Genomic DNA, 20,761 nt, shown 5'->3' on the forward strand with positions numbered 1-20,761 from the left:
CGCCCGTGAACCCGTCCTCCCGGCCCCAGCCGACCGACCGTGCCCGCTACCGGCACTTCATCGCCATCCCCACCCGCTGGGGCGACAACGACGCCTATGGGCATGTCAACAACGTCGTCTATTACGCCTGGTTCGACACGGCGGTGAACCGCCACCTGATCGAGGCCGGCGTGCTCGACATCGCCCGCAGTCCGGTGATCGGCCTGGTGGTCGAGACGCGCTGCCAGTACTTCTCGTCGATCGCATTCCCCGACACCGTGCAGGCCGGCCTGCGGGTCCTGCACCTCGGGCGTTCCAGCGTGCGCTATGAAATCGGCTTGTTCCGGGAGGCCGATCCGCTCGCCTCGGCGGTGGGTGAATTCGTCCATGTCTACGTCGAACGGGCCACGCAGCGGCCGCATCAGATCCCTGATCTGGTGCGTAACTTGTTGACTTCATTGGGTTGAATCCGGCCGGTGTTAACCCCGGTCGGGCCGTCGAACTCGGGTTTGCTCGGATGCCCGGTGATTTAAAGGCTGATTAAATTAATTGAATGGAAACGGTTCCACTTGTTCCACTCTGGGTGGCGAACCGGTTCCATATCCATGAATCTCCGGGGGTCCTCCCGGGGACTCCGCAGCCAGCCCGAAGCCGATCCGACGTGACCTCTGCCGCTGTACCGAACCCGATCGCGCCGCCCGCCGACTCGATGATGTCGAAGCCCGGATTCACCTGGGGCGTGGCCACGGCGTCGTTCCAGATCGAGGGGTCCACCCAGGCCGACGGCCGCCTGCCCAGCATCTGGGACACGTTCTGCGCGACGCCCGGCAAGGTGCTCGGCGGCGACACCGGCGAGCCCGGTTGCGACCACTACCGCCGCGCCGACGACGACGTCGACCTGATCGCCGGCCTGGGCGTCGATGCCTACCGCCTGTCGATCGCCTGGCCGCGCGTCATGCACGCCGACGGCCGGCCCAACGAGCGCGGCATCGCGTTCTACGAGCGCCTGCTCGACCGCCTGGCCGCGCGTGGCCTGAAGGCGATGGTCACGCTCTACCACTGGGACCTGCCGCAGCACCTGGAAGATGCCGGCGGCTGGCTCAACCGCGAGACTGCCTACCGCTTTGCCGACTACGCCGACCTGATGAGCCGACGCCTGGCCGGCAAGGTGCACCAGTGGGCAACGCTCAACGAGCCGTGGTGCTCGGCCTTCCTGGGCTACGGCAACGGCCACCACGCGCCCGGCAAGTCGGACCCGAAGCTGGCCACCCAGGCCATGCACCACCTGCTGCTCGGCCACGGCCTGGCACTGGCACACCTGGCGGCCAACGACCCCGGCGCGCAGCGCGGCATCGTTGCCAACATCGGCCGTGGCGGCACGCCCGGCGAGGGCCCGGGCGGCGGCACCACCGGCTCGGCCGAGGACCTCGACGCCGTGCGGATGTTCGAGATGCAGCACAACGACTGGGTCCTGCAGCCGCTGCTGCAGGGCAGCTACCCACAGGAGCTGTTCGACCGCCTGTGGCCCGGCAGCCAGCCGCAGATGCAGGACGGCGACCTGGCCGTCATCTCGCGCCCGATCGACTTCCTGGGCATCAACTACTACTTCCGCAGCACCGTGAAGGCCGATGGCCGCGGCGGCTTCGACCTGGTGGACCGGCCTGGCGTCGAGCGCACGCAGATGGGCTGGGAGGTGCATCCGCAGGGGCTGGAGGAACTGCTGGTCAGCTTCAAGGCCCGCTACGCCAACCTGCCGCCCATCCACATCACCGAGAACGGCATGGCCAGCGACGACCGCGTGGTCGACGGCCCGGACGGTCCGCGCGTCGACGACGCCCAGCGCACCCGCTACCTGCAGCGCCACTTCGCGGCGGTCGACCGCGCGATCCGCTCGGGCGTGGACGTGCGCGGCTACTACGTCTGGTCGCTGATGGACAACTTCGAATGGGCCTTCGGCTACGAGCGCCGCTTCGGCCTGGTGCACGTCGACTACGACACCCAGGTGCGCACGCTCAAGGACAGCGCACGCCACCTCCAGGCCTTCCTGCGCCAGCGCCGGCAGGGCTGACGCGACCCCCATTTCTCAAGCCTGCGGCAGCGGCAGGTCTTCGGGGCCACGACCCCACCGCTGCAGTTCGAGCATTCCCCGCTCTTCCCATCCAACAGGAGACAACATGATCGTTCGACCCACTCGACTCGTCGCCGCGCTGATCGCGGGCTTTGCCTTGGTCGGTGCCGCCCAGGCACAGAAGGCGGAGGTCATCCACTGGTGGACCTCCGGTGGCGAAGCTGCCGCGATCAAGGAGTTCGCCAGCATGTACAACAAGATGGGCGGCAACTGGCAGGACAACCCCGTCGCCGGTGGCGGTGGTGGTGCGGCCCGCACCGTGATCATCAACCGCATGCAGGGTGGCGATCCCCCGACTGCTGCCCAGTTCAACTACTCCAACCAGTACCGCGAAGCCATCTCGGCCGGCCTGCTGAACAACCTGGACGACCTGGCCAAGAAGGAAAACTGGGACGCTGCGCTGCCCGACTCGATCAAGACCTCGATCAAGGTCGACGGCCACTACTACGCCGTGCCGGTGAACCTGCACATGCCCTTCTGGGTGTGGTCCAACAAGGCCGTGCTGGCCAAGGCCGGCGTGACCAAGGAACCGCAGAACATGGCCGAAGTCATCGCGGCCTTGGACCAGGTCAAGGCCAAGGTTCCGGGCGTGATCCCGCTGGCGCTGGGTGGCCAGGGCTGGCAGGAAAACATCATGTTCCGCGGCGTCATGCTGGCCAACGGCGGCAAGGACCTGTGGCTGAAGGTGCACAAGGACAAGGACCTGTCGAGCAAGGAATTCCGCAAGACGCTGGAAGACTTCAAGAAGCTCAAGCAGTACGTCGACCCGGGCTCGCCGGGCCGCGACTGGAACCTGGCCACCGGCATGGTGATCGAGGGCAAGGCCGCCTTCCAGTTCATGGGTGACTGGGCCAAGGGCGAGTTCATCAACGCTGGCAAGTCGCAGGGCAAGGACTTCGGTTGCGCCCTGGTTGCCGGCCCGACGACGCCCTACGTGATCGGCGGTGACGTGTTCGTCTTCCCGAAGAGCGACAAGCCCGGCGTGAAGGAAGCCCAGGCCAAGCTGGCCGCAATGATGTACTCGAAGGAAGGCCAGGTCGCCTTCAACAACAAGAAGGGCTCGATCCCGATCCGCACCGACGTGGACCTGTCCAAGGTCGACTCCTGCACCGCAACGGGCGTGAAGGCGCTGAAGGAGCGTCGTCTGCTTGAGGCCCACGAGCAGTTCCTGGCACCGGATGCGGTGGGTGCCTTCGAGGACGCCGTGAGCAAGTTCTGGAACTCCGACCAGTCGGTCGACGACGCCCTGAAGGCGATGCAGGTCGCCGTCAAGCGCTGACCCTGCCCGGTCTGGCGCGGGGTCGACACCGTCGATCCCGCGCCGACCGCCAGACGGCGCGCCGAGGCGCGCGCCGTCTGACCGTGACTCCCCATTCCCGCCTGCAGGCGCCCATCAGGGCCCGCCTGCGGGCTGACTGTTGCCGATGGAGTGCCCCGACATGGCGGCGAACAAGCGACCCCGACGGCTGCACATGGCCGTCCACCTGGCCCTGCTGCCGATGGCGATCACGGCCCTGCTGGCCTATGTGGGCTCCGTCCTGTGGAGCATCCGCATCTCGCTCACGTCGTCGAAGATGTTCACCGCCTCCGACTTCGTCGGCATGGCGCAGTACGTCCGGCTGTGGGAGACCGACCGCTGGACCGTCGCGGCGCAGAACATGGGCGTGCTGGTGTTCGTCTACATCGGCGCGGTGATCGTGCTCGGCACGCTGATGGCGATCTTCATCGACCAGCAGGTCAAGGCCGAGAGCTGGTTCCGCACCATCTTCCTCTACCCCTACGCGATGAGCTTCGTGGTCACCGGCCTGATCTGGCAGTGGCTGTTCAACCCGACCATGGGCCTGCAGGGCGTTGTCGTCGGCCTGGGCTTCGAGAGCTTCCGGCTGGACTGGACGGTGCGACCCGAGACCGCCATCTTCGCCATCGGCCTGGCCATGGTGTGGCAGGGCAGTGGCACCACCATGGCGATCATCCTGGCGGCGCTGCGCGGCGTCGACGAGGAGCAGTGGAAGGCCGCCCGGCTCGATGGCGTCTCGCGGCCGCGCTACTACCTGAGCGTCGTGCTGCCGCAGCTCGGCCCGGCCTACGCCACCGCGCTGGTGCTGCTGGCCGTGGCGCTGGTGCGCACCTACGACATCGTGCTGGTGATGACCAGCGGCGGGCCTGGCGATGCCAGCGAGGTGCCGGCGAAATTCATCATCGACCACCTGTTCGGGCGCAACAACATCGGCCTGGCCTCGGCCGCCTCGGTGGTGCTGCTGCTGACCGTGTTCTCGGTGCTGGCACCGCTGCTGTACTGGCGCTCGCGGGTCGAGGCTCGCCAGAACGCCGGCCATTGAAAGGGTTCCCCATGAGCAAGCCCCTGAGCGCCCCCGCGACGCCCTCGCAGCGTCCCCGCAAGCCGCTGTTCACGCCCGCACGCATCGGCATCTATGCCTTCCTGATCAGCGTCTCGGCCTTCTTCCTGCTGCCGCTCTACGTGATGCTGATCACGTCGCTGAAGACCGCCGACGAGGTCCGCCAGGCCGTGCTGTTCGGCTTGCCGGCCATCCCCCAGTTCGGCAACTGGGTCGAGGCATGGTCCACCGCCTGCATCTCGATCGCCTGCAATGGCATCCAGGGCGGCTTCTGGAACTCGGTGCGCATCGTCGTGCCGGCCACCCTCATCTCGGTGCTGCTCGGCGCGCTCAACGGCTATGCGCTGAGCTTCTGGCGCAACAAGTGGGGCGACATCCTGTTCGGGATCATCCTACTGGGTGCCTTCGTGCCCTTCCAGATCATGATCTTCCCGCTGGTGACGTGGTTCCGCATGGGCGGCTTCTACAACACCTACTGGGCCATCGTGCTGACGCACTGCATCTTCGGCATGCCGGTGCTGACCATCCTGTTCCGCAACTACTACGTGGCCGTGCCGCAGGAGCTGTTCAAGGCCGCGCGCATCGACGGCGGCGGCTTCTGGCGCATCTTCTTCCAGCTGATGCTGCCCATGGCCACGCCCATGCTGATCGTCGCGGTGATCCTGCAGGTCACCGGCATCTGGAACGACTTCATGTTCGGCCTGATCTTCGCCGGCAAGGAAAACTACCCGATGACGGTGCAGCTCAACAACCTGGTCAACACGACCCTGGGCGAGCGTCGCTACCACATCGACATGGCCGCCACCATCCTGACCTCGCTGGTGCCGCTGGCGGTGTACTTCTTCTCCGGTCGCTGGTTCGTGCGCGGCATCGCTGCAGGCGCGGTCAAAGGGTGAGACCGGACACGAGGGCCTGCCTGCGCAGGGCCTCGTGCCTGACGAACGACGCCGGGCCTGCAGGCCCGGTGGCTGGGTAACACGAAACGAGAGCAGACAACCATCATGGCCAGCGTCACCATCGACAACCTCGACATCGTGCTCGGGGGCAACACCATCCTCAAGGGCATGAACCTGGACATCGCGCATGGCGAGTTCCTGGTCCTGCTCGGGCCCTCGGGCTGCGGCAAGTCCACCCTGCTGCACACCATCGCCGGCTTCAACGAGGTGGCCGAGGGCAGCATCCGGATCGGTGAACGCGACGTCACCTGGGCCGATCCCAAGGACCGCGACATCGGCATGGTGTTCCAGTCCTACGCGCTCTACCCGACGATGAACGTCGAGAAGAACATGTCCTTCGGCCCGCGCGTGGCCGGCATCCCCAAGGCCGAGATCGACAAGCGCGTGAGCAAGGCGGCCGAGATGCTGCACCTCACGCCCTTGCTCAAGCGCCGCCCGGCCCAGCTCTCGGGCGGCCAGCGCCAGCGCGTGGCGATCGGCCGTGCGGTCGTGCGCGACGCCAAGGTCTACCTGTTCGACGAGCCGCTGTCCAACCTCGATGCCAAGCTGCGCGCCGAGCTGCGCCGCGAGTTGAAGCAGCTGCACCGCACGCTCGACGCGACCATGATCTACGTCACCCACGACCAGGTCGAGGCGATGACGCTGGCCGACCGCATCGCGGTCATGAAGGCCGGCGTGATCCAGCAGATCGGCTCGCCCGACGAGATCTACAGCCGCCCGGTCAACCTGTTCGTCGCCGGCTTCCTCGGCTCGCCGACGATGAACGTGCTGCGCGGCAGGCTCAACACGAACGGCGGCCTGCGCTTCGAGAGCCCGGCCTTCAGCACCGACGTGTCGGCCTACCCGTTCCAGAAGGCGGCGATGAACGGCGACGTCGTGCTGGGCGTGCGACCGGAGCAGGTCCGGCTGGCTCACTCGGTGAGCCCGGACACGCCGCACCAGGGCACGATCTCGGTGGTCGAGCCGCTGGGCCCGCAGAAGATCATCTGGTTCACGGTCGGCGAGAACACGCTGTCGGCCATCGTCGACGACCAGTGGGAAGGCCAGCCGGACGAGGCCGTGTACTTCGGCTTCGACCTGCCGCGTGCCTCCATGTTCGACGCCGGCAGCGAAGACCGGCTCTGAGCTGACGGCGACCCCCGCGAGGGCGCCGCCGGGCGCCGTCGACGGGGGTTTTCATGGCCGTGCGACGAAACCGGTTCCACTGTCGACCTGCGACCCGCGACCCGAAGGACGGACATGCGCAAGGACCTGCCAATGACGCCATCGCCCTCGATCGACCGCCTGCTGCATGCCGGCTGGCAACTGCGCGAGGTCGATCCCGCGCTGGATGACGCGGCCTTGCAGGCGTCGACCGAGGGCTGGCTGCCCGCGCAGGTGCCCGGCACGGTCTACCGCGACCTGATCGAGGCCGGCCGCATCCCCGACCCCTACCTCGCCCGCCACGAGGCCGACGTGCAGTGGGTGGCCGAGCGCGACTGGCTCTGGCGGCTGGACTTCGAGGTCGGTGCCGACGAGGCCCGCCGCCGCACGACGCTGCGCTTCGACGGCCTGGACACGATCGCGCAGGTCTGGCTGGACGGCCGGCTGATCGCCCGCAGCGACAACATGTTCGTGCCCGTCGAGGTCGACGTCGACCTCGCGCCTGGCCCGCACCGGCTGGCACTGCGTTGCGACAGCGCGCTGCGCCACGGCCGCATGCTGCAGGCCCGCCTGGGCACCCGGCCGCTCTGGAACGGCGACAGCAGCCGCCTCTACGTGCGCAAGGCGCCCTACCACTACGGCTGGGACTGGGGCCCGACCTTGCTGACCGCCGGCCCCTGGCGGCCGGTGCGGCTGCGGGCCGACGACGTGCGCATCGAGTCGCTGCACAGCCCCGTCTGGCTGGCCGACGACCTGGCGCGTGCCCGTGTCGACGTCGAGCTGCGGCTGTCGGGCGTGCTCGATGGCATCGAGGTCGAGCAGGTGCTCGTCGATGCGGACGGCCACGAGGTGGCACGCCAACGCGCCGCCGCCAGCGCCGATCACCGCTGCGGCCTCGCCATCGCGTCGCCACGCCTGTGGTGGCCGGCCGGGCAGGGCGCGCAGCCGCTCTACACGCTGACGACCCGGCTGCTGCAAGGCGAGGTCGAGCTGTCCCGCCAGCAGCGCCGCCTCGGCCTGCGCCGCATCCGGCTGGTGCAGGAGCCGGTGGCCGGCGAGCCGGGCCTGAGCTTCCACTTCGAGGTCAACGGCCGCGCCTTCTTCTGCGGCGGTGCCAACTGGATCCCGGACGACCTGCTGCTCGAACGCGTCACACCGGCCCGTTACCGCGACCGCGTGCAGGCGGCGGTCGACGGTGGCCACGCCATGCTGCGCGTCTGGGGCGGCGGCATCTACGAGGACGATGCCTTCTACGACGCCTGCGACGAGCTGGGCGTGCTGGTCTGGCAGGACTTCCTGTTCGCCTGCGGCCTCTACCCGGCCCACGATGCCTACGTCGCCAGCGTCGAGGCCGAGGCCCGCGCGGCGATCTCGCGGCTGCGCCACCGGGCCAGCCTGGCGATCTGGTGCGGCAACAACGAGGACTACACGCTGGCCGAATCGGTCGGTGCGCACGGCCCCGGCAGCGACACGGTGCGCTTCGAGGCCCGCCGCATCTACGAGCAGCTGCTGCCCACGCTGTGCGCCGCGCTCGATCCGCAGCGGCCCTACTGGCCCGGCAGCCCCTACACGCCCGGCGGCGACGGCCTGCAGAACTCGCAGGACAAGAGCGCCGGCGACCGCCACAGCTGGGAGGTCTGGCACCAGCTGATGCTGCCCTACCAGCGCTATGCCGAGGTCGGCGCGCGCTTCGTCAGCGAGTTCGGCCTGCAGTCGCACCCGTCGCTGGACGTCCTGCATGCGGCCATCCCGGATGCGGCCGAGCGCCGTCCCGGCAGCCGCACGCTGCAATGGCACAACAAGGCCTCGTCGGTGGTCGGCGCGGACGGCCATCGCCGCCTGGCCGTCTACCTGGCCGACAACCTGCCGCCGGTGACGACGCTGGCGGCCGAGGTGCAGGCCACGCAGTTCGTCCAGGCCGAGGCGATGCGCCATGCCTACGAGGCCTTCCGGCGCCGCTGGCAGCGGCCCGGTGCACGGGCCTGCGGCGGGGCGCTGGTCTGGCAGCTCAACGACTGCTGGCCGGTGTCGAGCTGGGCCATCGTCGACAGCGCCGGCCAGCGCAAGCCGGCCTGGCACGTGATCCGCCGTGCGCTCGCGCCGCTGGCCTGCGCGGTGCGGCGCGATGCCGCGGGTGCGAGTGCCTGGGCGATGTCGTCGCTGGATCGCCGGCTGGACGCCAAGGCAAGCTGGACGCTGCACACCCTGGACGGCGAGACCCTCGATCAACACGAGCAACACGTCGATCTGCCTGGCAACGCCAGCACCGAGCTGGCCGTGCCGGCGCGCTGGCTGCAGGACCGCGAGGCCGCCGTCGTCGCGACCCTGGACCTGCACGCCGACGACCTGCAGGCCCGCGCCATGGCCTGGCCCGAGCCGCACCGCTGGCATCCGGTCGGCGACCCGCAGCTGGCGGTCGAGACCCTGCCCGGCGGCCTGCTGCGCCTCACCGCCGCGCGGCCCGCCAAGGGCGTCTGGCTCGAAGCGACCGGCACGAGCTTCGCCGACAACTTCATCGACCTGCTGGCCGGCGAGTCGCGCGAGATCCGCGTCGAAGGCCCGCTCGACGGCCTGCGGGCCGTCAGCCTGTTCGACCTGCAGGTGGCGGGCTGAGGTCATGCGCGCGCGATCTGCCACGCAGAGCCATCCCGCTTCGTCATCGCGGCGGGACGAGCGCCGGGCCGCCCCAAGCCGGACCGCCATCCCCTCGGGGGATCGACAGGCGCATGCGCCTGGCGAAGGGCAGACATGAGCACGATCCGGGACGTTGCCAAGCTGGCCGGCGTGGGCGTGGCCACGGCCTCACGCGCCTTGTCCGGCAACGGCTCCGTCGCCGAAGACACCATCGCCCGCGTGCGCTCGGCGGCCGAGCGGCTGGACTACCGGCCATCGAGCATCGCCCGTGCGCTGTCGCTGCGACGTTCGGGCGCGATCGGCGTCTACGTGCCGAGCTTTGACGGCGCGTTCTATTCGTCCATCCTCAGCAGCGTCGACGAGGTGCTGCGCGCGGCCGGGCGGCACATGATCGCGGCCAACGGCTGCGGCCATGGCTCGATGCGCCAGGAGGCGCTCGACGGCATCGACTTCCTGCTCGACCGCGACTGCGACGGCCTGCTGATCGCCAGCCACAGCCTCACCGACGACGACATCGCCGGCCTGCTGCAGCGGCGGCCCGGCACGGTGATCGTCAACCGCACGGTGCCCGGTCACGAGGACCGCTGCTTCTCGGTCGACCATGAGCTGGCCGGCGTGCTGGCCGCGCGGGCGCTGATGCAGCAAGGTCACCGCGAGATCGCCACCATCGCCGGCCCCGACGATGCGCCGGACAACGCCGCCCGCATGCGCGGCTTCTATGCCGAACTGGCTCGCCACGACATCCTCGTGCGGCCCGAACACCAGTGCGGCGGCACCTTCCACTTCTCGACCGGCGACCAGGCCACGCGACGCCTGATGCCGGCGATCCGGGGCGAGGTGACTGGTGCATCGCGCGTGACGGCGCTGTTTGTCGCCAACGACCTGATGGCCATGGCCGCCATCAGCTCGCTGACCCTGGCCGGCCTGCGCGTGCCGGACGATGTCTCCGTGCTCGGCTACGACGACTCGGCCTTCGCCCGCTACACCTCGCCACCGCTGACCACCGTGCGCGTGCCCATCACCGTGGTCAGCGCCGATGGCTGCCGGCTGCTGCTCAACGAGTGCTACGACGCCCGCCTGCCGGTGCAGCGCGGCCACCTCGCCGAGGTGATCTGGCGGGGCACCGTGGCCGCCGGCCCGCACGCGCCGCTGGCCTTCGATCGCTGAGGCGCAAGCCCCTGGCCCTCCTTCACCCGCCACCCACAGACCACCGCATCACCATGACCACCACCCTCGGCATCATCGGCACCGGGAACATCTTCCCTGCCTACCTGCGCAACATCCTGCGCGCCCAGCGCAGCGGCAAGCTGCGGCTCGTCGGCGTGGCCGACGGCGACAAGGCGGCGGCCCAGCGCCGCGCGACCGAGTTCGGCCTGGTGGCGATGTCGGTCGATGAGCTGCTCGACAGCGAGGCCCAGGTCATCCTCAACCTGACCCCGCCGCTGGCCCACCACGCGATCGGCATGAAGGTGCTGGGCGCCGGCAAGCACCTGTTCTCCGAGAAGCCCATGGCCGCGACCTATGCGCAGGGCCTCGAACTGGTCGAAGCCGCCCGCCGGGCCGGCCTGCGCCTGGGCTGCGCACCCGACACCTTCCTGGGGGCCGGCGCACAGACCGTGCGCTCGCTGCTCGACGCCGGCACGATCGGTCCGGTGCGGCACGGCTATGGCTTCTTCATGAACCACGGCCCGGACCACTGGCACCCGAACCCGGCCTTCTTCTACCAACCCGGCGCCGGCCCGCTGTTCGACGTCGGCGTCTACCACCTGACCCACCTGGTCAACCACTTCGGCCCGGTCCGGTCGGTGCGTGCCATCGCCCACCGGACCCACGCGGTGCGCACCATCCCGCTGGGTGAGCGGGCCGGCCAGAAGCTGCCGGTCGACGTGGCCACGCACGTCATCGCCCACCTCGACTTCGCCCATGGCCCGCAGATCGTGCTGACCAGCAGCTTCGACGTCTGGAAGCATGGCCACGAGCCCTTCGAGTTCTACGGCGACAACGGCACGCTGCTCGGACCGGACCCCAACAAGTTCGGCGGCAACGTGCGCTGGAACGTCCAGACCGACGACTGGCAGCGCGCCACCGACAAGCGCCCCTACCACGCCAATGCGCGTGGCCTGGGCCTGGTCGACATGATCCGCGCCATCGCCGAGAACCGCCCGCACCGCTGCAGCGCCGAGATGGCCCTGCACGTGCTGGAGGTCATGGAGAGCACGCTGAAGGCCGCCGAGCAGGGCGGCCCGGTCACGCTGTCCACCACCTGCGAACGTCCGGCACCGCTGGACCAGAAGCTGTTCTGAACCCCACCCCACGTCCTGCCCAGGAGTCGACCATGAAGGCATCGGTCCAGATCTATTCCATCCGCGAGTCCGGCGACCTCGACCACCAGCTGGCGCTGCTGCGGCAGACCGGTTTCGACTGGGTCGAGAGCGTCGCCACGCACGGCCTGCCGGCGGCGGACTTCGCCGCCACGCTCGATCGGCACGGGCTGAAGCTGTCGTCGATGCACGTCGGCCTGGCGCTGCTGGAGAACGCCGACGAGCGCGTCCGCCTGATCGAGGCCTGCCGGCTGACGGGCTGCCGGCTGATCGTCATGCCGTGGCTGCCGATGGGCGAACGCCCGGCCACCGGCGCCGGCTGGGTCGCGCTGGGCCAGCGCCTGGCCGGGCTGTCGGACCTGCTGCGCGCCGAGTTGCCGGACCTGCGCGTGGCCTATCACAACCATGAGTGGGAACTCCTGAGCTACGACGGCCGCCCGGCGCTGGACTGGATCTTCTCGGCCGCCACGCCGGCCCAGCTGGGCTGGGAGGCCGACCTCGGCTGGGTGCGCCGCGCCGGTGCCGATCCGCTCGACTGGGCGACCCGCCACGGTGACCGCCTGCTGGCCGTGCATGCCAAGGACATCGCCCCGCCCGGCACGGCGGTGGCCGAGGACGGCTGGACCGTGCTGGGCCAGGGCATCGTCGGCTGGCCAGCGCTGTTCGCGGCGCTGAAGTCGCGCGTCGACCTGTTCGTGTTCGAGCACGACAAGCCGGTCGACTTCGAGGCCACGCTGCGTGGCAGCCGCGCCTGCCTGCGCGAGCACCTGGGCGTCTGAACGCGAGGGAAGTCCGATGAACACGAGCCATTCGTCCCTGAGCCCGATCCGCGGACCGGGCATCTTCCTGGCCCAGTTCGCCGGTGATGCGGCGCCGTTCAACAGCCTGGACAGCATCGGCCGCTGGGTGGCCTCGCTGGGCTATGCCGGCGTGCAGATCCCGAGCTGGGACGCGCGGCTGTTCGACCTCGCGCGGGCCGCCGAGAGCCAGACCTACTGCGACGAGGTGCGCGGCACGCTCGCGCAGCATGGCCTGCAGGTCACCGAGCTGTCGACCCACCTGCAGGGCCAGCTGGTGGCGGTCCATCCGGCCTATGACCTGCCGATGGACGGTTTCGCGCCTGCCGCGTTGCGCGGCAAGCCGGCCGAGCGCACGGCCTGGGCGGTCGAGCAGCTCAAGCTCGCCGCGAAGGCCTCGCAGCGCCTGGGCCTGAACGCGCACGCGACCTTCTCCGGTGCGCTCGCCTGGCCCTACCTCTACCCGTGGCCGCAGCGCCCGGCCGGGCTGGTCGAGACCGCCTTCGACGAACTGGCGCGGCGCTGGCGTCCCATCCTCGATGCCTTCGATGCGGCCGGCGTGGACGTCTGCTACGAGGTCCATCCGGGCGAGGACCTGTGCGACGGCACCAGCTTCGAGATGTTCCTCGAACGGGTCGGCCACCACCCGCGCGCCAACCTGCTCTACGACCCGAGCCACTTCGTGCTGCAGCAGCTGGACTACCTGGCCTACATCGACTGCTACCACGAGCGCATCAAGGCCTTCCACGTCAAGGATGCCGAGTTCAACCCGACCGGCCGGCAGGGCGTCTACGGCGGCTTCCAGGGCTGGAAGGACCGGGCCGGCCGCTTCCGCTCGCTGGGCGACGGCCAGGTCGACTTCACCGGCATCTTCAGCCGGCTGACCCAGCACGGCTACCGCGGCTGGGCGGTGCTGGAGTGGGAGTGCTGCATCAAGCACCCGGAGCAGGGCGCGGCCGAGGGCGCACCCTTCATCCGCGATCACCTGATCCGCGTGGCCGAAAAGGCCTTCGACGACTTCGCGGCCGCCGGCACCGACGAGACCGCCAACCGCCGCATGCTCGGCATCGGCTGAGGAGGATCATGCGATGAGCCAGTCAGAAGACCCGCGCGGCGAGCGGCGCCCGATCAGATTGGGCATGGTGGGCGGCGGGCAAGGCGCCTTCATCGGCGCGGTGCACCGCATCGCTGCCCGCCTCGACGGCCAGTACGCACTGGTGGCCGGCGCGCTGTCCTCGGACCCGGCGCGGTGCCGGGCCAGCGGTGCGGAACTCGGCATCGAGACCGACCGCTGCTACAGCGACTACCGCGAGATGGCGCGCGCCGAAGCCGCGCGGCCCGATGGCATCGAGGCCGTCGCCATCGTCACGCCCAATCACCTGCACCACCCGGTCGCCTGCGCCTTCATCGAGGCCGGCATCCACGTCATCTGCGACAAGCCGCTGACCACCACGCTGGCCGATGCGCTGGACCTGCGCCAGCGCGCCGCCGCGCGCGGCGTGCGCTTCGCGCTGACGCACAACTACAGCGCCTACCCGCTGGTCCGCGCGGCCCGCGCGATGGTCGCCGCCGGCCAGCTCGGCACGGTGCGCATCGTTCAGGTCGAGTACGCGCAGGACTGGCTGGCCTCGGACCTCGAGGCCAGCGGCCAGAAGCAGGCCGCCTGGCGCACCGACCCGGCGCTGGCCGGACCGGCCGGCTGCCTCGGCGACATCGGCACCCATGCGGCCCAGCTGGCCGAGTTCGTCATCGGCCTGAGCCCGGCCGAGATCAGCGCCGACTGCACGACCTTCGTGGCGGGCCGGCGGGTCGATGACCATGTCCAGGTCCAGCTGCGCTATGCCCAGGGCGCGCGTGGCCTGCTGTGGGCCAGCCAGGTCGCCTGCGGCGAGGAGAACCACCTGCGCCTGCGCGTCTATGGCACGAAGGCAGCGATCCACTGGGACCAGGACCGGCCCAACGAGCTGACCTGGCACCCGGCCGGCGAACCGGCGCGCCGCCTGACGCGCGGCATGGCCGGCCTGCCCGAGGTCGCCGCGGCCGCCACCCGCACGCCGCCGGGCCATCCGGAGGGCTACCTCGAAGCCTTCGGCAACCTCTACCGCGACTTCGCCGAGGACCTGCGCGACGCCCGCGCCGGCCGCGCCACGCCGGCCCGCGTGCCCGGCCTGGACGACGGCGTGCGCAGCCTCGCCTTCGTCGAGGCCGTGCTGGCCAGCAGCCGCGCCAACGCCGCCTGGACCCCGCTGGTCCTGCCGGCCTGATCCACCCCATCCAACACCGAGTACCCCATGACCGAACCCGTCAACATCGAAGCCCTGCTGGACGCCATGACGCTGGACGAGCAGGTCAGCCTGCTGGCCGGCGCCGACTTCTGGACCACCGTCCCGATCCCGCGCCTGGGCGTGCCGTCTGTCAAGGTCAGCGACGGCCCGAACGGCGCGCGCGGCGGCATCTTCAAGGACGGCCCCAGCACGGCCTGCTTCCCGGTCGGCATCGCGCTGGCCGCGACCTGGAACCCCGCGCTGATTGCCGAGACCGGCGCGGCGCTGGGCGTGGAGGCCCGCCTGAAGGGCGCGCGCGTGCTGCTCGCGCCGACCGTCAACCTGCAGCGCACGGTCTACAACGGCCGCAACTTCGAGTGCCATTCGGAAGACCCGTGGTTGTCCTCCGAGATGGCGGTGGCCTACGTCAACGGCCTGCAGTCGACCGGCGTGGCCGCGACCATCAAGCACTTCGTCGGCAACGAGAGCGAGTACCAGCGCATGACGGTCAGCTCGGACATCCCCGAGCGGCCGCTGCGCGAGCTGTACCTGCTGCCCTTCGAGCGCGCGGTGAAGGTGGCGAAGGTGCAGTGCGTGATGACCGGCTACAACCGCGTCGACGGCACCTTCATGGCCGACCACCACCGCCTGGTCACGCAGGTGCTTCGCGACGAGTGGGGCTTCGACGGCCTGGTCATGACCGACTGGATGGCCCACCACGACACCGTGCGCAGCGTGCTGGCCGGCTGCGACCTGGAGATGCCCGGACCGACCCGCGAGCGGGGCAATAAGCTCGTCGCCGCCGTGCAGGACGGCCGCCTGCCGGCCGATGCGGTGCGGGCCTGCGCCCGCCGCGTGCTGCAGCTGGCCGAGCGGGTCGGCAGCTTCGCCGACCCGGTCATCCCGGCCGAGCGCGACGACGACCTGCCGGCCCACCGCGCGCTGATCCGCCGCCTGGGCGCCGAAGGCGCGGTGCTGCTGAAGAACGACGCCGACGCCCTGCCGCTGGCGTTGAAGGCCGGCCAGACCGTCGCGCTGATCGGCCATGCCGCCGTGACGCCGCAGATCATGGGCGGCGGCAGCGCGAACGTGAACGCGCACCACCGCAGCGCGCCGATGGCCGCGTTGCAGGCGGCCTGCCCAGGCGTGGACTTCGTCCACCGGCCCGGTGCCGACAGCCACCGCTGGACGCCGCTGATGCCGGTGCCGATGACGGTGGACTTCTGGGCCAACGACCGCTTCGACGGCCCGGTGGTCGCCACGCAGACCTCGCCCAACACCGAGATCATGTGGTTCGGCAGCCTGCCCGCCGGGCTTGATCCCTACGACTTCTCGGCCCGCACCACGCTGCGCTTCGTCGCCGAGGCCGAGGGCCTGCACGCCTTCTCGCTGGTCTCGACCGGCCTGGCGCGCGCCACGCTCAACGGCGAGCCGGTGCTCGATGCCTGGACCGGCTGGCGGCGCGGCGACACCTACTTCACCTTCGGCTGCGACGAGGTGCTGCACCACCGCACATTGCAGGCGGGCGACGTGGTCGAGCTGCAGGTCGAGTTCAGCACCGCGGTCGAGGGCGGTGGCTTCGGGGTGCATGCGCTGCGGGTCGGTGCCAGCCGCCTGATGGGCGAGGCCGACATCGCCGCCGCGGTCGACGCGGCCGCGAAGGCCGATGTCGCCATCGTCTTCGCCGGCCTGAACGCCGAATGGGACAACGAGGGCCTGGACCGCCCCGGCATCGCGCTGCCGCATGCCCAGGATGAGCTGATCGCCCGCGTCGCCGCCGCCAACCCGAACACCGTCGTCGTGCTGCAGAGCGGCTCGCCGCTGCTGCTGCCCTGGCTGGACGCGGTGCCGGCGGTCCTGCAGGCCTGGTATCCGGGCCAGGAATGCGGCCTCGCGATCGCCGACGTGCTGACCGGCGCGGCCGCGCCCGGCGGCCGCCTGCCGCAGACCTGGCCGCTGCGCATCGAGGACTCCGTGGCCTTCGGCGACCCGGCGCAATACCCCGGCGTCGACGGCCATGTGCGCTACGGCGAGGACGTCTTCATCGGCTACCGCCACCATGAGGCGCGCGGCCATGCGGTGCGCTTCCCGTTCGGCCACGGCCTGTCCTACACCCGCTTCGAGCAGACCGGCCTGGCGCTGGACCGCACGACGCTGCAGCCTGGCGACACGCTGACCGCCACCGTGACGGTGCGCAATGCCGGCCCGCGCGCGGGCAGCGAGGTGGTGCAGCTCTACGTGCACGACACGGCCAGCACGCTGGCCCGCCCGCCCCAGGAGCTGAAGGCCTTTGCCAAGGTCGCGCTGCAGCCGGGCGAGTCGCGCACGGTGAGCCTGAGCCTGGACATGCGCGCCTTCGCCGCCTACGACGTCGACCGGGCGGCCTGGTGGGCCGAGGCCGGCACCTTCGAGATCCGCGTCGGCAGCAGCTCGGCGGCCATCCACCAGCGCGAAACGGTGACGCTCGCGGCGGACTGGGTGGAGCCGGTGGCGCGTTGACGGGGCAGGCCCCTCAGGGCAGGAAGGAGAAGTCCTGCGTCAGTGCCGCGGGGAAGGCCGGAACGGCGACGTTGACGTCGATGTCGGCCGACTTCACCGTGCCCGACCCATCGCGGGCTTCGAGCCGGTAGCGGCCGGCGCTGGCCGCGTCCGGGGCGAAGGGCCATGCCACCGGCAGCGCCGCGTAGGGCAGCGTGTAGGTCGCGCCCGTGGGCAGCGCCATCGTCCAGGCGCCGGTGTCGGCGTCGATCGCGGTCCAGCGCAGCTCGATGGTCCTGGGGCCGGCCAGCGTCTGGATGGCGCGGACTTCGCCGGCCAGCGGCGGCGGCAGCGTCGTCGTGACGGTGCCGGCGACGGTGCGCCCGGCGTTGGCGGCCGCAGGCAGGTCGATCGGCAACGCCGCGCTGTTGACCTGCGTCGGCGAGATCGCGGCGACCGGCACGTCGGTGATCACGGCGGTGACGCGACCGGCGGCGCTGATGACCAGGTTGTAGCTGCCGGCGGCAAGGCCCGGCAGCTCGAAGCGACCGGCATCGGGCAGGCCCGGGCCAACCGGCGCGGTCGCCTTGACCACCACGCCGTTGCCCTGTTGCGCCGACACGCTCACCGGTCCGGCCAGCAGCGACGGATCGACCCAGCCGACGATGCGCAGGCCGGCATCGGTGACGCGCGGGAAGGCGGTGAGCACCGGCTTGAGGTTGTAGCGGCCGGAATTGCCGCGCCTGACCACCGACTTGCAGGCATCGAAGTCGATGACCCAGTCGACCCGTTGGCCGGGCAGCACGGTGATGTCGGCGGTCGTGTTGATCTTCAGTCCGGACTGCTGGCCGCTCGGCGTGTCCAGCGCGACCTCGGCGCCGGTGCCGCCGGTCAGCACGAGGCTGTTGGCGAGCGTGGCACCGGTATTCGACGCCAGCACCAGCCGCATCTGTTGGTAGGTGCCCGCCGGCAGCGGGATCTCGCCCAGTTCCTGCAGGACGCCGTTCTGCAGGTCCAGCAGGTTCGTCTTCTGCGGGTTCGGCAGCACGATGCGGAACCAGCCGGCGCCGGTGCCATCGGGCGCGGTGGCGCTCGGGTTCACGCGCACCTCGGTCACCGTCACGTTGACCTCGTCAAAGCCGCAGGACGGCGCGTCGGTCATGGACACGCGCAAGGTGCCGTTGCCGGCCGCGCCGGTGCCGCCGATGCCACCGCCGCCGCCACCACAGGCGGTCAACAGCAGGGCCAGGGTGCTGGCGGCGATGGCCGCGAGGGTCTTGGATCTCATGACGATGCTCCAGTCGGATCGGTCGGGTCGGGCGTCCGCGCGGCGGCGGGCTCCTCGAAGTAATAGATGCCCAGGCCGACCCGCAGGCGCGGGCCTGCCTGGGTGTCGCCGGGGGCGGGCAGGTCGGTGTCGTGGTCGGCCAGCCAGCGGTCGAGCTGTTCGAGCAGGCGCTGCGCCTGGCTGGCGCCGAGCTGGCGGAAGGCCGGCAGGGCCTCGGCCGGGATGGCCTCGTACATGACCTTGCGCTGATAGCGCGGGTTGTCGGCGCCGTGCTGGATGTTGTGGTCGATGGTCGCGATCAGGTCGGCGACGTCCTGGCCCAGGATGTCGAGCTTGTCGAGCGGGCCGTCGGCCGGCACGTAGGCCGCGTTCTGCAACGCGATGCGGCCGTCCTCGGTGCGGCGCACGGCGCCCACGCGCAGCAGCTCGTCGAGCATCGCCCGCACCGGCATGTCGCCGCTGTGGCGGCGCACCAGTGCGCCGAAGCCGGTGGCGGTGTCGTTCGGGTCGAGCGGGCGCGGGTTGCCGGCGGCATCGTGGAAGGTGGCGTCACGGACCCAGCCGGTCAGGACCCGGGCGGCGCGGTTGTAGCGCTGGCGCGGCGGCTCACCCTCGATCACGTCGGCGCCTTCGCGGTGCACCGGCTGCGTGGCCTCGACGACCAGCCGGGTGACCTCCTTGCGGGTCAGGCCCGACAGGATGGACGCGCGCGAGATCGACGACTTCTTGCCCTCGATGGCGAAGTCCTGCATCGCCACCTCGACGTAGACGCGCTTGGCGATCGCCTCGAAGGCGACGAAGGACATCGACTGGCGCAACAGCACGCGGAACAGCGGCCGCAGCAGCCGCGCGACAGCGGCTTCGAGCACGGTCTGGAGACGGGTGTGAACTTCCATATTGGGAAATTTATCCCAAAAAAATGGAAGAACCGCCGATGGATGGTGACCAGTTGTGTGGACTTGTGAGCCGCCGCCGAACCGTCCGGCGCGCGGTTTCCAGCCCCGCCATGCAGCGACCCGGCAGGCCTTGCGGCGCTGCCGGGTCGTTCAGGGGCGGAAGTGAAGGGGCGGGTGGAAAGGGGCGGGTGGAAAGGGCGGGCGGTGGCGTTCAGCCTGCGCCGGTCGGCGTGGCCACGGACGCGAGGTCACAGGCCGGATCGGCGACCTGGGCCGGCGTCGGCCCCTGGCCCGCGTCCAGCAGCTTGCGCGCCAGCAGGTGGGTGCGGGCGTCGTCGACGGTGTCGACCGCGACCAGCTGGCCGGCCCGGAAATGCCACAGCGAGAAAGGCGTGCCGCCGTCCGGATCGCCGCGCAGCACGGCCGCGTCGGCGCCCTGGGACAGGCCGGCCATCTGCAGCTTGTGGTCGTACTGGTCGGACCAGAACCACGGCGTCGCGGTGAAGGGCCGCGCCTGGCCGAGAAGCGCCGCCGCCGCGCAGCGGGCCTGCTCGGTGGCGTTCTGGACCGATTCCAGCCGCAGCAGCGTGCCGTCGTCCAGCCGGCGGGCGGTGCAGTCGCCGGCGGCGACGATGCGCGGGTCGGCGGTCCGGCCGCAGGCGTCGACGACGATGCCGCGGTCGCACGCCAGACCGGCCTCGCGTGCCAGGCTGTCGTTGGCCGCCACGCCCACGCCCAGCAGCACCCGGCCGGCCGGCAGCAGGCGGCCATCGGCCAGCCGCACGGCACTGACGCGGCCAGCCTCGGCCTCGATCGCCTCGATGCGGGCATCCAGCACCAGTTCCACGCCGTGGCGGCGGTGCAGCGCCGCGTACCAGTCCGACATCAGGGGCGTCAGCACCCGGCCGAGCAGGCGGGGCGCGGCCTCCAGCACCGTCACCGCGACACCCAGCTGGCGCGCGGTCGCGGCCACCTCCAGGCCGATGAAGCCGCCGCCGATCACGACCAGCGGCCGGCCCTGGGCGCGGCAGTCGGCCAGGCCGGCGGCCAGCCCGTCGGCGTCGGCCTTGCTGCGCAGCACGCAGACGCCGGGCGTGTCCACGCCGGGGATGGGCAGGCGGCGTGCGCTGGCGCCGGTGGCCAGCACCAGTCCGGCCCACGGCAGGGTCTCGCCATCGGCCAGCGTCACGGTGGCGGCGGCGCGGTCGATCGCCACGACCCGGCTGCCGGTGCGCAGGCGGATCTGCTTCTTCTCCAGCATCGCGGGCGGACGCAGCGCGAGCTGGGCATCGCCGCTCTGGCCGGCCAGCCAGGCCTTGGACAGCGGCGGCCGGTGGTAGGGACCGATCGGCTCGTCACCCAGCAAGGTGATCTCGCCGACATGGCCGCCGCTGCGCAGCGCCTCGGCCGCGAAGGTGGCGGCCTGGCCGGCGCCGATGATGAGGATGGGGGCGTCGCCGGGCAGGCCGGCAGGGGAGGTGTCGTGCGTCATCCCGCGATGATTCCCGAACGTGTCTGAA

General features: G+C 70.8%; 16 protein-coding genes. 13 read left to right on the forward strand and 3 right to left on the reverse strand.

The annotated features are described in order from the left end of the window. The first annotated feature begins 5 nt into the window (after positions 1-5). The 13 genes from Q8X39_RS18905 (at position 6) to Q8X39_RS18965 (ending at position 17,078) form a co-directional block, all read left to right on the forward strand. A complete protein-coding gene (locus Q8X39_RS18905) occupies positions 6-446 on the forward strand; it encodes an acyl-CoA thioesterase (protein WP_305751248.1) in 441 nt (146 codons plus the stop codon). Between the two features lie 242 nt (positions 447-688). Further along, the gene (locus Q8X39_RS18910) at positions 689-2,047 is read left to right on the forward strand and encodes a GH1 family beta-glucosidase (RefSeq protein WP_369538128.1); all 1,359 of its coding nucleotides are present in this window, start codon (positions 689-691) and stop codon (positions 2,045-2,047) included. Positions 2,048-2,153: 106 nt separating this feature from the next. Beyond that, positions 2,154-3,386, forward strand: coding sequence for an ABC transporter substrate-binding protein (locus Q8X39_RS18915; protein ID WP_305751250.1), 1,233 nt, complete (start codon positions 2,154-2,156; stop codon positions 3,384-3,386). Between the two features lie 193 nt (positions 3,387-3,579). Further along, positions 3,580-4,446 carry a carbohydrate ABC transporter permease gene (locus Q8X39_RS18920; RefSeq protein ID WP_305751251.1) on the forward strand — a complete coding sequence of 289 codons (867 nt, stop codon included), beginning with the start codon at positions 3,580-3,582 and terminating at the stop codon, positions 4,444-4,446. An 11-nt stretch (positions 4,447-4,457) separates the two neighbouring features. After that, on the forward strand, positions 4,458-5,360 hold the full coding sequence (locus Q8X39_RS18925) for a carbohydrate ABC transporter permease (RefSeq protein WP_305751252.1): 903 nt from the start codon (positions 4,458-4,460) through the stop codon (positions 5,358-5,360). 105 nt (positions 5,361-5,465) lie between these two features. Then, on the forward strand, positions 5,466-6,545 hold the full coding sequence (locus tag Q8X39_RS18930) for an ABC transporter ATP-binding protein (protein ID WP_305751253.1): 1,080 nt from the start codon (positions 5,466-5,468) through the stop codon (positions 6,543-6,545). A 132-nt stretch (positions 6,546-6,677) separates the two neighbouring features. Continuing rightward, the gene (locus tag Q8X39_RS18935; protein ID WP_305751254.1) at positions 6,678-9,176 is read left to right on the forward strand and encodes a beta-mannosidase; all 2,499 of its coding nucleotides are present in this window, start codon (positions 6,678-6,680) and stop codon (positions 9,174-9,176) included. 135 nt (positions 9,177-9,311) lie between these two features. Further along, positions 9,312-10,364 (forward strand): LacI family DNA-binding transcriptional regulator, encoded by a 1,053-nt coding sequence (locus tag Q8X39_RS18940; RefSeq protein ID WP_305751255.1) that lies wholly within the window; start codon positions 9,312-9,314, stop codon positions 10,362-10,364. Between the two features lie 53 nt (positions 10,365-10,417). Continuing rightward, on the forward strand, positions 10,418-11,500 hold the full coding sequence (locus tag Q8X39_RS18945) for a Gfo/Idh/MocA family protein (RefSeq protein ID WP_305751256.1): 1,083 nt from the start codon (positions 10,418-10,420) through the stop codon (positions 11,498-11,500). 32 nt (positions 11,501-11,532) lie between these two features. Next, on the forward strand, positions 11,533-12,297 hold the full coding sequence (locus Q8X39_RS18950; RefSeq protein ID WP_305751257.1) for a sugar phosphate isomerase/epimerase family protein: 765 nt from the start codon (positions 11,533-11,535) through the stop codon (positions 12,295-12,297). A 37-nt stretch (positions 12,298-12,334) separates the two neighbouring features. Continuing rightward, a complete protein-coding gene (locus tag Q8X39_RS18955) occupies positions 12,335-13,390 on the forward strand; it encodes a sugar phosphate isomerase/epimerase family protein (RefSeq protein ID WP_305751307.1) in 1,056 nt (351 codons plus the stop codon). A 13-nt stretch (positions 13,391-13,403) separates the two neighbouring features. Beyond that, positions 13,404-14,579 (forward strand): Gfo/Idh/MocA family protein, encoded by a 1,176-nt coding sequence (locus Q8X39_RS18960; protein ID WP_305751258.1) that lies wholly within the window; start codon positions 13,404-13,406, stop codon positions 14,577-14,579. A 27-nt stretch (positions 14,580-14,606) separates the two neighbouring features. Next, complete coding sequence (locus Q8X39_RS18965) at positions 14,607-17,078, forward strand: glycoside hydrolase family 3 C-terminal domain-containing protein (RefSeq protein WP_305751259.1); 2,472 nt, start codon at positions 14,607-14,609, stop codon at positions 17,076-17,078. Between the two features lie 13 nt (positions 17,079-17,091). Here the strand turns inward: Q8X39_RS18965 and Q8X39_RS18970 are convergent, their stop codons facing one another. The 3 genes from Q8X39_RS18970 to Q8X39_RS18980 all read right to left on the reverse strand — a co-directional run bounded on the left by Q8X39_RS18970 (position 17,092) and on the right by Q8X39_RS18980 (position 20,733). Next, complete coding sequence (locus Q8X39_RS18970) at positions 17,092-18,345, reverse strand: DUF4382 domain-containing protein (protein ID WP_305751260.1); 1,254 nt, start codon at positions 18,343-18,345, stop codon at positions 17,092-17,094. Further along, entirely contained in the window at positions 18,342-19,241 is a 900-nt protein-coding gene (locus tag Q8X39_RS18975) for a DUF6502 family protein (protein ID WP_305751261.1), read from the reverse strand. The genes Q8X39_RS18970 and Q8X39_RS18975 overlap by 4 nt, the downstream gene beginning before the upstream one ends. Before the next feature lie 211 nt (positions 19,242-19,452). Next, positions 19,453-20,733 (reverse strand): NAD(P)/FAD-dependent oxidoreductase, encoded by a 1,281-nt coding sequence (locus Q8X39_RS18980; RefSeq protein ID WP_305751262.1) that lies wholly within the window; start codon positions 20,731-20,733, stop codon positions 19,453-19,455. Positions 20,734-20,761: the final 28 nt, after the last annotated feature.

This window comes from Leptothrix discophora, from assembly GCF_030705305.1.
GTDB lineage: Bacteria > Pseudomonadota > Gammaproteobacteria > Burkholderiales > Burkholderiaceae_C > Sphaerotilus > Sphaerotilus discophorus.